Here is a 14,794-nt window from a genome sequence, read left to right as displayed (position 1 = left end):
GAGTAAGTATGAATTTGTCCGCTTTATTTACTACTGATAATGAGGGATTATATAAACCGAATATGAATATGGTCTACAACTATTTTAAGGTATACGCAATTGTGCAATTTTATTTGTTTTCCGTTAGACTAGATAATTCAACAGATTTTTGAGTACAACGCTGCATAGCTGAAATGATGGCTGTTCGTAAGCCTTTTTCTTCTAATGTTGCTACAGCTTCTATTGTCGTTCCACCTGGAGAACAAACCATATCTTTCAATGCACCTGGATGTATTCCTGTCTCTAGTACCATTTTGGCAGAACCTAATACAGCCTGGGCTGCGAATTTATATGCTTGATTTCTTGGCATACCATCCAGTACAGCAGCATCTGCCATGGCTTCTATGAACATATATACATAGGCTGGCGAAGAACCACTTACAGAAGTTACAACATCCATTAATTTTTCATTTACTATCTCTGTTTGGCCAAAACTATTAAAAATGTTTATTATATCTTTTAAATCTTTTTCTGTAACCATTTCATTAGGACATAATGCAGACATTCCTTCACCAACAAGAGCTGGTGTATTAGGCATTACTCTTACAATCTTTAACTTTCTACCAAAAGCATCTTCAGTACTCAAAATACTTTTTCCTGCAGCTATAGTTACGATTATTACATCGTTTTTTGTTTGCTCTTTTATTTCGTTAATTACCGATAAATATAGGTCTGGCTTGATTGACAAAATTAAAATATCAGCATTTTTAGCTACTTCATTGTTGTCAGTAGTTATAGTTATGCTATATTTTTCACTAGCATTTTTTAAATTAGTAACGTTTAAATCTGAACAAATGATTTTATTTGAAGACACTATATTTTTGTTTATCATCCCGCCAATCATAGCCATCCCCATATTTCCGCATCCGATGAATCCAATTTGTTTGTCCATAATAACTCGATCTTTCTCCTTTTATAATCAATTTTATCGGTTTGAAATTATTATTCTGAAAAAAATAAATAATATCCCATACAATATAAAGAAACATTTTAAGAGAGTGCGTGCCTTTTTGCAATACAAAAAATAAAGAACTCAATTTTATTATGTACTAAACAAGTACCTTCTCAATAATTTAATATTTTATGTTATATACTATTTGGTAACATTTAAAAGCATGTTGGAGAATAGCAAGAAATCCTATCAATCGCATAAAGAACAGGGGAAGTTGTATGCTATGCCATGAATTGCTCTTATTGTTGTAAGCTAAGAGATATTTAGAAGGTTTTATGTTTATGAATAAGAGAATAGGTATAGTTATATCAACTTTTTCTAGATGTGGTGATGTTTATACAGTCTGTACATAATTTTATACTTAAAACTTGTCGTCCTATTAATTTTTCAAAATATCTCTTGACACAAAAACGAAATATATCGCATAATATATAAAAATTAAATTGAAAATCGTTGAAGGGAACTAGTACATATGTCTTCTTGCGAAAGAGAGTGGAATTCACCGGCTGAAAGATTCCTCGTATAGAAAGTATCGAACCTATCCCTGAGTCTTAAATGAAAGTTTAGGCGTACGCCTGCGTTATAGGCGCTAAGTGGATATATATGTATATCAATTAAGGTGGTACCGCGGAACAATGACCGTTTCGTCCTTTTTATTAAGGGCGAAGCGGTCATTTTTATTTTGCTCTTTATTTCTATAGGCGTAGCATTGATGAGAGGAAACATTGCTGCAAACTGCATGTATAGAAGTGCAATTTATAAAAGCTGTGATTTTAGACTAGGGGGTACAAAAGTGAAAAAACAACGAATTGTTGTAAAGATTGGGAGCAGTTCCTTGGCGACTAATCATGGAGGCATCTCTGCGGAACAACTTTCAGATCACGTTGCAGCTTTGGCGAGATTGAAACAGGAAGGACATGAAGTTTTGCTAATTACATCTGGGGCCGTCGCTGCAGGTTTTTCTGCTCTAGGGTACCCTAACCGACCTGTAACAATTAAAGGTAAACAGGCTGCCGCTGCTGTCGGACAAAGTTTGTTAATGCAGGCATACACGGAGGAATTCCGTAAATATGATATCGTTACCGCGCAACTTTTACTAACGAGAAGTGATTTTTCTAGAAAAGAACAATACAGTAATGCCTATGCTACTTTAGGGGAGCTACTAAACCGTTCCGCTCTTCCTATAATCAATGAAAATGATTCTATTTCTTTAGAGGAGTTGACTTTTGGTGATAACGATATGCTGTCAGCTTTAGTAAGTGGGCTTGTTTCGGCGGATATGCTCATGATTTTTACGGATGTGAACGGTTTATATGACCAGAATCCCCAGAAAAATGCGGACGCGAAAAAATATTATTTCCTCCCTGAGGTTACGAAAGAAATCGCTTCTCTTGCTGGTGATGCTGGCTCAAAACTGGGAACTGGCGGTATGAAATCGAAAATCGATGCTGCAAAGACGGCAATTTCTCTTGGGGTGAGTGTATTTATCGGGACAGGTCGTGGACATGAGAAGTTTTTAGATGTTTTGAAGGGGAAAGGTGATGGAACGTATATCGGTAATGCTCCTCCAAAAGTGATTAAGATGAATAAGCAGTGGATCGCGTTACATTCGCTTGTCGGCGGACAAATCGAAGTGGATGCTGGAGCAGCCGCTGCCATCATTCAGCATGGAAAGAGTCTTCTTCCTGCTGGTGTTACTAGTGTGTCTGGGTTCTTCCAAGTAGGCGAAGTTGTGGAGGTCGTAACGCAACAAGGGCGCGTAATAGGGAAAGGGCAATGCAGATATAGTGCAGAGGAACTAAGGGATATAAAAGGTATGCAGAGCCAAGACATTCAAGCGCGATGTGAAAGGCATAGCTATGAAGTCATCCATAGAGATAATTGGGTTTCATTTTAAGAATAGAGTGGACTCATCCAAGTGTAGAGCGTAGAGTCGACCGTAATAAATCTGACTCTAAATCTTCAATAAATCCAACGCATATCTAGGCAGGAAAGGCTTAGATGATAGTGCTTTGCTGGAGTTAAACGGGTATCAAATGTTACCTATTAATCTTTAAAAAGGAGGAAATGAAAATGAATGAAGTGTTGGCAAAAGGACAAAAAGCAAAGAAGATTGCTAGAGAACTTGTGCTCAAATCTACAAATCAAAAAAATGAAGCACTTGCCACGATTGCTGATCAATTGATAATAGAAACAGCTTATATTTTAGAGGAGAACAAACGGGATATTGAAGGAGGTAAGGCAAAAGGATTTTCTGCTTCTCTCCTTGATCGCCTTATGCTGAATGAACAGCGTATTATTGGTATGACAGAGGGTATCAAGCAACTAATTGATTTGCGTGATCCTGTTGGAGAATGTGTAAGTGCATGGGAAAGGGACAATGGATTATCTATTCAGGAGATGCGCGTGCCACTAGGTGTTGTCGGGATGATATACGAGGCGCGGCCAAATGTTACAGTAGATGCGGCCACAATTTGCTTGAAAACAGGAAATGCAGTGATCTTGCGTGGTAGTTCTTCCGCTACGTATTCTAACAAAGCCATCGTGGCTGTTATTCACCGAGCGCTCAAAAAAACGAGCTTACCTCCAGAAAGTGTACAGCTCATAGAAGATACGTCACGAGATAGCGCAAAGCAACTGTTTACATTAAACGAGTACTTGGATGTTCTAATCCCAAGAGGTGGCAAACAGTTAATAGATACTGTAGTGAGAGAAGCGTCTGTTCCAGTACTAGAAACAGGTGCGGGAAATTGTCACGTTTTCATTGATGGAACAGCAGATAAACAAATGGCATTTGATATTATCATAAACGCCAAAACGCAGCGTCCATCTGTATGTAATGCAATTGAAACGATTATACTTCATGAAAATTGGGCGCAGCGATTTGGTAGCGAACTGTTTTCTTCCTTGAAGGAAAGAGGAGTGGAACTACGTGGAGATAATAAAGTATTGACAATTGATTCTTCTATTATACCGGCTTCAGAAGAAGACTGGGGAACAGAATTTTTATCTCTCACGCTGGCAGTCAAAGTGGTTTCCTCTGCCGAAGAAGCAATTAATCACATAAATACTTATGGATCCATGCATTCTGAAGCGATTATTACAGAGGATGAGGAAAACGTCAGCAAATTTTTTACATCCGTCGATGCCGCGGCACTCTACCATAATGCTTCGACCCGTTTTACTGATGGTTTTGAATTTGGTTTCGGCGCAGAAATCGGCATCAGTACGCAAAAGCTACACGTAAGAGGACCAATGGGGCTTCCTGCATTGACTTCCACAAAATATGTAATTCGTGGAAATGGACAGATCCGGAGATAATAAATATAGGGGAAGAGAAAAAAGCTACATGCCTACTAAACTAACAAGACAGGTTGAGCCTAAAGCAAAATGCGTATGCTGAAGGTTTTTAAATTGATAACATATAAATAGAAAGAGGACTGGAATACAGTCCTTTTTTGTTTCTTTTCGAAGCATTATGCTCGTGAAAATCTTTTAATAAAAGGGCATGTCTATAAGTTGAAATGGGCAATCGTACAGTTAAATTAATCTGTGCGGCTTTTTTATTTTGAAGGGAAATTAATTATTACGTAAAGATACTTTTACTTTAGTACAAGTTTCTATTACAAATTTGTTAAAATTTTTCCACGCTACATAAAGTAACAAAATTTGACCTAATGAGTTTGTTATAGTGTAAATAATCAAAAAACTCAAAAATTAGTCGAGTTAAAATGGTTATTATTAAACGATATTAAAAATATAAAGGGGTGTACACATGCATAAAGAATTTGAAATTGAAGAATATACGGCAATTGAGGAACAAATTCATTATTATTGTAAATGTTTATTGGTAAGTCATCCTGAACAAATTGTAAAATATTTAGAAAAAAGATTAGAAAAGTATACGGAAACATTACAATATGCACATTTATATCCTGAAACGGTTATTTTACCAATACAGCAATTAATTATCGAATATTCTTTAGATGTAGCTAGAATTAGAAAATATATGAATTTAAAAACATAGATAAAAAGTTATGGTTCAAAATGAAACAGAGTCGGCTTTAAGAAAAAATATTCTAATGTCGACTCTGTTTCATTGTGTAGTTGTTGGCCAAAAATAAATAGTAATGAATTAAGTTTGACATATAACAACTCTAGAGTAAAATAAAAGTGAGTACTCACTCATTTTATGGAAAAGGGGGATTTTGAGTGCAGCAACCTTCAATTATTTTACGAGATGTATCAAAGAAATTTGGAAAAAAAGAAGTTTTGCACAATCTTTCGTTGCAAGTAGAAAAAGCGGAAATTTTTGGCTTGGTTGGACCTTCCGGATCAGGGAAAACGACGCTTATTAAAATGATTGCAGGTATTAATGAGTCAACTACAGGGGATGTAATTGTTTTCAATACAAACATGCCTAATTTAAATGAAATGAAAAGAATTGGTTATATGGCTCAGGCTGATGCTTTATACGAAGAACTATCAGCATATGAAAATGCAGATTTTATTGCAACGATGTATGGATTGAAAGGTAAGCGTAAAAAAGAGAGAATCGAAGAAGTTTTTGAACTTGTACAATTGTCACAGCATCTGAAAAAGCAAGTGCAGCATTTTTCAGGTGGAATGAAAAAGCGTTTATCATTGGCGATAGCACTCCTTCATGAACCAGAAATATTAATTTTAGATGAGCCAACAGTTGGGATAGATCCGCTTCTTCGAAAATCGATTTGGGAGAAATTTTATGCTCTTAAAAAGAAAGGCACAACTATTATTGTAACAACACACATTATGGATGAAGCTGAGTTTTGCGAACGACTAGGGTTAATTAGAGAAGGGAATTTAGTTGCGATTGGCACACCCGAGGAATTGAAAAAACAAACATCATCTGGACGAATTGAGGATGTCTTTTTGTTAGAAGGAGTGATTGAATCATGAGAGTTAATGGTGTAATTATCCGTATCATTCGTCAATTTTTTCGAGATAAGCGTTCTTTAGCAATGATGTTTGGGGCACCTATGTTATTGCTTTGGTTATTGTCTCTAGTATTTACACAAAATGATTATATACCGCATATTGCTGTAGTAGATGTGCCTGCTCCTATAGTAAAAGCGATGAAGCATCAAGAAGCATCAATTTATGAATATAGCAAAGAGAAAGCAATTTCGGAGTTAGAAAAGCAAAAGGTAGATGCAGTAATTCATTTAGAAAATGGAAAGATGAATCTTCTATTAGAAGGCAGTGATTCATCAAAAAATCGTGCTGTACTTCAAGTATTGCAAAAAAGCACAGAGAAAAATGATGTATCAATTATGAAGCCTGAAGTTAATTATTTACATGGATCTAAAGACTTTACGATGTTTGATGGGCTTGGTCCCGTATTAATCGGTTTCTTTACATTTTTCTTTGTATTCATATTGTCAGGAGTATCTTTTGTAAGAGAACGTTTAAGTGGTACATTAGAGAGATTATTGTCCACACCAGTGAGAAGATGGGAAATAGTTGTAGGATATATTATTGGTTTTGGAATCTTTGCATTTATACAATCTATCATTATCGTAAGTTTTTCGGTTTATATTTTAGACTTATATGTAGCAGGCTCCATCTGGTTGACTTTACTAATTACATGTATGCTTTCTTTAACTGCCCTAACATTAGGTACATTTCTATCGGCATACGCAAATAATGAATTTCAAATGATCCAGTTTATACCGCTTGTTATCGTACCGCAAGTTTTCTTTTCTGGGTTGTTTCCAATTGAATCCATGAATAAGTGGTTACAAATGTTAGGGAAATTATTTCCCCTCACATATGGTGCTGACGCAATGAGACAAGTGATGATTCGAAATCAAGGATTTAAAGAGATTGCAGTAGATCTTACTGTTTTACTTCTTTTTTCACTATTATTTGCAGTAGGAAATGTATTTGCTTTAAAGAAACATCGTAAAATATAATGATGACAAAAAGGAGCTTTATAAATGAGGAAGGATTGGCTTGAAGAATTAATTGCTGCAACAAATACTGATAAACGAAATGAACGTCAAATGCGTATATTAGAGGCAGCTGTTGATATGTTTGGGGAAAAAGGGTACGCTGCAACTTCAACAAATGAAATTGCAAAGCGAGCGGGTGTAGCGGAAGGAACGATCTTCCGCTACTATAAAACGAAAAAAGATTTATTGTTAGCGGTCGTAATGCCAACTTTAACAAAGTTCGCTGCACCATTTTTCGTACAAGCTTTTGCAAAAGAAATATTTAAAACTAATTATGAATCATATGAAGGACTTTTAAGAGTAGTAATTAATAATAGATTTGAATTTGCCAAAAAGCACTTTCCAATGATAAAAATATTAATTCAAGAAGTACCATTTCAACCAGAACTAAAAAGTGAAATACAGCAATTAGTGGAAACAGAACTACTTTCAAATTTTAAAAAGTTAATTGTGAAGTTTCAAGAAGATGGGGAAATTATTGAAATACCACCATCTTCTGTATTACGTCTTACTTTATCAGCTGTACTAGGATTACTCTTAACTCGATTTTTATTATTGCCTGAAGAGAAATGGGAAGATGAAGTGGAAATTGAAAATACGATTCAATTTATATTATACGGATTAACACCGCGGAGGTAATAAATTCAATCAAACTGTTAATAATGGATAATGCATAGGGGGAATTTTTAATCTATACTTTAGAAATAGAAGATTTATGTATTAGATATATGAGGAATTTTATTTTCGGACTATGCATTCGGATAAAAATTATAATGAAAGAATTGATTTCATTTTATTTAAAAATGGTTTTAGACCCATTGTAGCAGACAAACAAGCTGATAGAACATTGATTACTCTTTGGCCATCTGATCACGATGGAATAGTGGTGAATCTAGTTCTCTAAAAAGGACTTTCGATAGAACAGTATATTATGGTATAAGAACTACAAAAGATACGTGAAATTCAAGGCAATCGATTTAAAATCGATTGCCTATTTCTATCTCTAGAGGGACGGTGATTGTAATAATTTGTGAAATCGAATGGGAAGTAAGAGGGAAATTTGGTGATTAAGAAACTAGTTTGTCGAATTATTTTTTCGTAAATATTATCACACTACTTTTTATGACCACACATTTTAAAGCGTGAAAATCAATTAAAATATAAATGTTTATTTAATTTCCATCTTGCTAAAAAATGTTTATTTATTGTATATACGCAAATGAAAGAAAAAGAATGAGTGCGTATTGTTGTGAATCAAAAATATAGTTTTTGAAAATGATGAGACCACTTTTTATAAGTTATTAATGTGTACACCGCTATATATATCAAGTTGAAATGTATGCGAGCATTTTTGGGGGCATATTAAAACACTGTAATAAAAGAAAGAGCATTTGCTAGAAGCACTTCATAAATATGCAGAGAAACGAAAAACACTTAGCAGTTTGATTACCATATTAAAATTGTAGGCAATACGATTTGATGAAAAGTATTTATTAAAATAAACATATTTCGAACTACATCCTGAGGTGTTAGTGAAAATTTTTGATTCGGGGAAAAATAGAGATTATTAAACAAAAAAATACATAATTCGACATAAAACCACCTATGTTGTTGTAGAACAATGTAGGAATTTTTTTGTGCATTAGTACAGAATCTGTTTTAAAATTAATTTATGACAGAATTATAGCAATTGTCTAACTAATATTTTTGTTTTTTAAGTAGTAATGTTTGTAGTACAAACTCGCTCGCTGTCGAAACTCAATATTCGATAAGGGGTGTGTAGCGGAATGGAATTTACTCTAACTCGCGAAAAACAAATGATTAAAGAAATGGTACGTGACTTTGCTGAAAAGGAAATCGCACCGAAAGCTGTATATTATGACAAAACTGCGGAATTTCCATATGAAACATTTCAAAAAATGGGCGAACTAGGATTATTAGGCATCCCATTCCCAGAAGAGTATGGAGGTTCAGGTGGCGATACAGTATCGTACGCGTTAGCAGTTGAAGAAATTGGTCGTGCTTGTGGTGGGACAGGTTTAAGCTACGCTGCAACAATTTCATTAGGAGCTTCTCCAATTTATTATTTCGGTACAGAAGAACAAAAGCAAAAGTATTTAGTTCCAATGGCGTCAGGTAAAACATTAGGTGCTTTCGGATTAACGGAGCCAAACGCGGGATCTGATGCAGGAGGCACACAGACGAAAGCAATTTTAGATGGAGATGAATATGTAATTAGTGGCGAAAAGTGTTGGATTACAAATGCAGAGTATGCAAATACAATCATTGTAACCGCTATCAATGGTGTTGAAGAGAATGGTAAAAAACGTATTTCTGCATTCATTGTACCGACTACTAGTGAAGGATTAACGATTTCAAGTCCTTACGATAAGATGGGTGTTCGCGCTTCTAATACTTGTGAAATCGTACTTGATGGTGTGCGTGTACCGAAAGAAAATATACTTGGTGATGTAAATAAAGGATTTAAACAATTCTTATATACACTTGATGGAGGACGTATTTCAATCGCAGCATTAGCAGTAGGTATTGCACAATCTGCATTTGAACGTGCTCTGCAATATGCGAAAGAACGTCAACAATTTGGAAAAGCAATTTCTAATTTCCAAGCGATTCAATTTAAATTAGCTGATATGGCGACTGAAGTGGAATTAGCGCGTAATTTAGTACATAAGGCAGCTTGGTTAAAAGATAATGATAAACCTTTCGGTAAAGAAGCGGCTATGGCAAAACTGTTTGCCTCTGAAGCAGCAAGTCGTATAGCAAATCAAGCAGTACAAATTCATGGTGGATATGGCTATATGCGTGAATATGAAGTTGAACGTCATATTCGTGATGCAAAACTGTTAGAAATTGGTGAAGGAACTTCTGAAATTCAACGTCTCGTAATTGCAAGACATTTAGGATGTAGATAAAAAGGAGGAATCACTATGTTTCAAAAAATATTAATTGCTAATCGCGGGGAAATTGCAGTTCGCATTATGAAAACTTGTCAAAAACTTGGAATTCGTACCGTTGCTATTTATTCTGAGGCTGATGAAAATGCCCTTCATGTAAAAATGGCAAATGAAGCTTACTTAGTAGGCGGTCCACGTGTCCAAGAAAGCTATTTAAACCTTGAAAAAATTATTGAAATAGCTAAGAAGACAAATGCTGAAGCAATCCATCCGGGGTACGGATTATTATCAGAGAATCCATCTTTTCCGATTCGCTGTAAAGAAGAAGGAATCGTATTTATTGGTCCTTCAGAAGAAATCATTACGAAGATGGGAAGTAAAATTGAATCACGTATAGCAATGCAAGCAGCAGATGTACCAGTAGTTCCAGGTATAACTACAAATATTGAAACTGCTGAAGAAGCAATTGAAATTGCAAAACAAATTGGTTATCCATTAATGCTTAAGGCATCCGCGGGCGGCGGAGGCATTGGAATGCAGTTGATGGAAACTGAGCAAACGCTCACCAAAGCATTTGAAAGTAATAAAACAAGAGCACAAAACTTCTTTGGTAACGGTGAAATGTATTTAGAGCGCTATATAGCAGATGCACACCATATTGAAATTCAGCTTTTAGCAGATACTCATGGTAATACAGTGTATTTATGGGAACGCGAATGTTCAGTACAGCGCCGAAATCAAAAAGTAATTGAAGAAGCACCTTCACCATTTTTAGATGAAGGTACACGAAAAGCTATGGGAGAAGTTGCTGTACAAGCTGCTAAAGCTCTTGGTTATACAAATGCAGGTACAGTTGAGTTTCTTGTAGATGATCAGAAAAACTTCTATTTCTTAGAGATGAATACGAGATTACAAGTAGAACATCCAGTTACGGAAGAAATTACTGGTTTAGACCTTGTTGAACAACAACTCCTTATTGCATGCGGTGAAAAGCTATCATTTACACAGGATGATGTAAAACGTAGTGGTCATGCCATTGAGGCTCGTATTTATGCAGAAGATCCGAAAACATTCTTCCCATCACCAGGGAAAATTACAGATTTAACGCTACCGACAAGTGTACGTATTGATCACTTTTTAGAGAATAATGTAACAATTACACCTTTCTATGATCCAATGATTGCAAAAGTTATTGCTCATGGTGAAACTCGTGAAGAGGCAATTTCAAAATTAGAAAATGCTCTAGAAGAGTTAAAAGTAGAAGGTATTAAAACAAATACACCGATGCTACTGCAAGTATTGGAAGACGATGTATTCAAAAGTGGTATTTATACAACGGGTTTTGTAACGAAACAACTTGTTAAAAAATAAGGTTTATGAATATTAAGGGGGAAAAAATGATGACGAAAGTATATGCATCGATGGCAGGAAATGTTTGGAAGATAGTTGTAGGAGTAGGAGATACAGTAGAGGAAGAGCAGGATGTCGTCATTTTGGAATCTATGAAAATGGAAATTCCAATCATTTCAGAAGACGCTGGAACGGTTATGAAAATAAACGTGCAAGAAGGCGATTTTGTAAATGAAGGAGATGTATTACTAGAAATTGAATAGGGAGATATAGGGGGAAGCGAATTGAAACTACCTAATTTTGCTGTCATTAAAGAAGTAGGGCCACGTGATGGCTTACAGAATGAAAAAAAGATTGTTGGCACAAAAGATAAAGTAAAATGGATTCAACTACTTACAGAAGCGGGATTGTCGTACGTTGAAGTTTCCTCATTCGTTCACCCTAAATGGGTTCCTGCATTAGCAGATGCAAGTGATGTATTTTCTGAGCTAAAAAGGGATCCAAATGTTACATATGCAGCGCTTGTTCCAAATCAAAATGGTTTGGAACGAGCTTTTTTGCAAAATGTAGATGAGGTGAATGTTTTTTTATCAGCAAGTGAATCTCATAATAAAAGTAATATTAATAAATCAATCCAAGAAGCATTAGCTGTGATCGAAGATTTAACGAAACAAGCAATGTTTGAAGGGAAAAAAGTAAGAGGATATGTTTCTACTGTGTTTGGCTGTCCTTATGAAGGGGAGATAAGTGTAGAAGCTGTTGATGAATTATGTAATCAACTATTTTCATATGGCATTTATGAAATCTCTCTTGGTGACACGATTGGTGTAGCAAATCCGTTACAAGTAGAGCAAGTGTTAGATCATTTATTAAAGAAGTATGATACTTCGCAGTTTGCAATGCATTTTCATAATACGTACGGTATGGCACTTGCAAATGTAGTTAAGTCTTTAGAATATGGTATAACAACATTCGATAGTTCTTGTGGTGGTCTTGGGGGTTGTCCATATGCACCGGGAGCATCGGGTAATGTTGCAACCGATGACTTAGTGCATATGCTCCATAAATTAGGTGTACAAACAAATATAAATGAAGAAAAGTTGTTAAAGGCTAGTCAGTTTATTCAAAGTAAGTTGAATATCCAATTACCGAGTCATGTGTATAGAGCGCTTCAACATAAAACGATAAGTAGGTGAGAAGATGCTACAATTACAAAACATATCAGTTGACTATGTTACACCGCACGTTGTAAAGATTTCTTTAAATCGTGAAAGACAAGCAAACTCATTATCATTAGCGTTATTAGACGAATTACAAACTATATTAACTCAAATAAACGAAGAAACGAATACACGCGTAGTTATTTTAACAGGGGCTGGTGAAAAAGCGTTTTGTGCTGGTGCTGATTTAAAAGAACGCGCTGGCATGAATGAAGAACAAGTTCGCCATGCTGTTGGTATGATTCGTTCTACTATGGAGATGGTTGAACAATTACCACAGCCTGTAATTGCCGCTATAAATGGAATCGCTCTTGGTGGTGGTACTGAATTAAGTTTAGCTTGTGATTTTAGAATGGCTTCTGATTCCGCAAGCCTTGGTCTTACTGAAACTTCACTTGCAATTATACCAGGAGCAGGTGGTACGCAGCGCTTGCCAAGATTAATAGGGGTAGGTAGAGCGAAAGAGTTAATTTATACAGGAAGACGTATTTCGGCGCAAGAAGCGAAAGAATATGGTTTAGTAGAATTCGTCGTACCAGCTGATTTACTAGAAGAGAAAGCGATTGAAATTGCAGAGCGAATTGCTAGTAATGGTCCAATTGCTGTTCGATTAGCAAAAGAGGCAATTTCAAATGGTATTCAAGTAGATTTAAATACCGGATTACAAATGGAAAAACAGGCGTACGAGGGTGTAATCCATACGAAAGATAGATTAGAAGGATTACAGGCATTTAAGGAAAAACGCAAACCTATGTATAAGGGGGAGTAAATATGTTAGATCAAAAACAACAATCCAATTCATTTGAAGAACGAGTTGAAACAATTAAGCAAGGCGGGGCACCGAAATATCATGAACAAAATAAAGCAAAAGGGAAACTTTTTGTTCGAGATCGTTTAGCTCTTTTATTTGATAATGGCGAATATGTGGAAGATGCATTATTTGCAAATTGTGAACAAACAGGATTACCAGCTGATGGTGTTGTAACTGCAACTGGTAAAATACATGGTCGTACTGCGTGCGTAATGGCAAATGATTCAACGGTTAAAGCCGGATCATGGGGATCACGTACAGTTGAAAAGATTTTACGTATTCAAGAAACGGCTGAGAAATTACGTGTGCCGTTATTTTATTTAGTTGACTCTGCTGGGGCACGTATTACAGATCAAGTTGAAATGTTCCCTGGACGCCGCGGTGCAGGAAGAATCTTTTATAACCAAGTAAAATTATCTGGTAAGGTTCCACAAATTTGTTTATTATTTGGACCTTCTGCAGCTGGTGGTGCATATATTCCAGCATTTTGTGACGTTGTTATGATGGTTGAAGGTAATGCATCAATGTATTTAGGCTCCCCGCGTATGGCTGAAATGGTTATCGGTGAGAAGGTAACTTTAGAAGAAATGGGTGGAGCTCGTATGCATTGCTCAGTATCAGGATGCGGAGATGTTTTATGTAAAACAGAAGAAGATGCAATTACTGAAGCAAGACAATATATTTCTTATTTTCCAAGTAACTATTTAGAAAAGACTCCTTTGATTACACCTCAAGAACCGAAACAGTTCGATAAAACGTTAGAACAAATCATTCCAGAAAATCAAAATGCTCCTTTCAATATGAAAGATCTTATTAATAGAATTATTGATGAAGGCTCTTTCTTTGAAGTGAAAAAATTATTCGCTCAAGAATTAATTACAGGTTTAGCACGCATCGATGGTAAGCCTATTGGCATTATTGCAAATCAGCCGCGTATGAAGGGCGGCGTGTTATTCCACGATTCAGCTGATAAAGCAGCGAAGTTTATTAATTTATGTGATGCATATCATATTCCATTATTATTCCTTGCAGATGTACCTGGATTTATGATTGGTACAAAAGTAGAACGTGCTGGTATTATTCGTCACGGTGCAAAAATGATCTCTGCAATGAGTGAAGCAACTGTACCGAAAATTTCTATTGTTGTTCGTAAAGCATATGGCGCTGGTTTATATGCAATGGCAGGTCCAGCCTTTGAACCAGATTGCTGCTTAGCATTACCGACAGCTTCTATTGCAGTAATGGGTCCAGAAGCAGCGGTCAATGCTGTATATGCAAATAAAATTGCAGCTTTACCAGAAGAAGAACGTGCAAGCTTCATTGCTGAAAAACGTGAAGAGTATAAGAAAGATATTGATATTTATCATTTAGCATCAGAGATGGTGATTGATGGTATTGTTCATCCAAACAATTTACGTGAAGAGTTAAAAGGACGATTCGAAATGTATATGAGTAAATATCAAGTGTTCACGGATCGCAAACATCCTGTATATCCAGTTTAAAAGCCCTATTTA

General features: G+C 35.8%; 13 protein-coding genes and 1 other annotated feature. Of the genes, 12 read left to right on the top strand and 1 reads right to left on the bottom strand.

Going from position 1 to position 14,794, the window contains the following annotated elements:
* Positions 1–109: 109 nt before the first annotated feature.
* On the bottom strand, positions 110–931 hold the full coding sequence (proC, locus tag ACTFQM_RS03005; protein ID WP_440033397.1) for a pyrroline-5-carboxylate reductase: 822 nt from the start codon (positions 929–931) through the stop codon (positions 110–112).
* A gap of 504 nt (positions 932–1,435) precedes the next feature.
* Positions 1,436–1,646, top strand: a binding site (T-box leader).
* Positions 1,647–1,784: 138 nt separating this feature from the next.
* Here proC and proB point away from each other — a divergent pair.
* The 12 genes from proB (at position 1,785) to ACTFQM_RS02945 (ending at position 14,782) form a co-directional block, all read left to right on the top strand.
* Positions 1,785–2,888, top strand: coding sequence for a glutamate 5-kinase (proB, locus tag ACTFQM_RS03000; protein WP_440033395.1), 1,104 nt, complete (start codon positions 1,785–1,787; stop codon positions 2,886–2,888).
* A 176-nt stretch (positions 2,889–3,064) separates the two neighbouring features.
* Positions 3,065–4,312 carry a glutamate-5-semialdehyde dehydrogenase gene (locus tag ACTFQM_RS02995; protein WP_440033394.1) on the top strand — a complete coding sequence of 416 codons (1,248 nt, stop codon included), beginning with the start codon at positions 3,065–3,067 and terminating at the stop codon, positions 4,310–4,312.
* Between the two features lie 454 nt (positions 4,313–4,766).
* The gene (locus tag ACTFQM_RS02990) at positions 4,767–5,018 is read left to right on the top strand and encodes a hypothetical protein (RefSeq protein ID WP_002172024.1); all 252 of its coding nucleotides are present in this window, start codon (positions 4,767–4,769) and stop codon (positions 5,016–5,018) included.
* Positions 5,019–5,203: 185 nt separating this feature from the next.
* Positions 5,204–5,929, top strand: coding sequence for an ABC transporter ATP-binding protein (locus ACTFQM_RS02985; RefSeq protein WP_440033393.1), 726 nt, complete (start codon positions 5,204–5,206; stop codon positions 5,927–5,929).
* Positions 5,926–6,945 (top strand): ABC transporter permease, encoded by a 1,020-nt coding sequence (locus ACTFQM_RS02980; RefSeq protein ID WP_440033392.1) that lies wholly within the window; start codon positions 5,926–5,928, stop codon positions 6,943–6,945. The genes ACTFQM_RS02985 and ACTFQM_RS02980 overlap by 4 nt, the downstream gene beginning before the upstream one ends.
* A gap of 24 nt (positions 6,946–6,969) precedes the next feature.
* Complete coding sequence (locus tag ACTFQM_RS02975; RefSeq protein ID WP_440033391.1) at positions 6,970–7,623, top strand: TetR/AcrR family transcriptional regulator; 654 nt, start codon at positions 6,970–6,972, stop codon at positions 7,621–7,623.
* Between the two features lie 1,148 nt (positions 7,624–8,771).
* Complete coding sequence (locus ACTFQM_RS02970) at positions 8,772–9,917, top strand: acyl-CoA dehydrogenase (protein ID WP_002172028.1); 1,146 nt, start codon at positions 8,772–8,774, stop codon at positions 9,915–9,917.
* A gap of 15 nt (positions 9,918–9,932) precedes the next feature.
* Positions 9,933–11,270: an acetyl-CoA carboxylase biotin carboxylase subunit gene (locus tag ACTFQM_RS02965; protein WP_002172029.1), complete on the top strand. Its 1,338-nt coding sequence runs from the start codon at positions 9,933–9,935 to the stop codon at positions 11,268–11,270.
* Between the two features lie 26 nt (positions 11,271–11,296).
* Positions 11,297–11,512 carry an acetyl-CoA carboxylase biotin carboxyl carrier protein subunit gene (locus ACTFQM_RS02960; protein ID WP_025150553.1) on the top strand — a complete coding sequence of 72 codons (216 nt, stop codon included), beginning with the start codon at positions 11,297–11,299 and terminating at the stop codon, positions 11,510–11,512.
* Positions 11,513–11,533: 21 nt separating this feature from the next.
* On the top strand, positions 11,534–12,445 hold the full coding sequence (gene mvaB / locus ACTFQM_RS02955) for a hydroxymethylglutaryl-CoA lyase (protein ID WP_440033390.1): 912 nt from the start codon (positions 11,534–11,536) through the stop codon (positions 12,443–12,445).
* Positions 12,446–12,449: 4 nt separating this feature from the next.
* A complete protein-coding gene (locus tag ACTFQM_RS02950) occupies positions 12,450–13,238 on the top strand; it encodes an enoyl-CoA hydratase (protein ID WP_440033388.1) in 789 nt (262 codons plus the stop codon).
* A 2-nt stretch (positions 13,239–13,240) separates the two neighbouring features.
* A complete protein-coding gene (locus ACTFQM_RS02945; RefSeq protein ID WP_440033387.1) occupies positions 13,241–14,782 on the top strand; it encodes an acyl-CoA carboxylase subunit beta in 1,542 nt (513 codons plus the stop codon).
* Positions 14,783–14,794: the final 12 nt, after the last annotated feature.

Origin of the sequence: Bacillus cereus group sp. MYBK30-2 (genome assembly GCF_051915945.1) — a bacterium.
In the GTDB taxonomy this organism is placed as follows: domain Bacteria; phylum Bacillota; class Bacilli; order Bacillales; family Bacillaceae_G; genus Bacillus_A; species Bacillus_A paramycoides.
The sequence above is the reverse complement of the archived record's forward strand: the minus strand, read 5'-3'. Positions and strand labels throughout refer to the sequence as shown.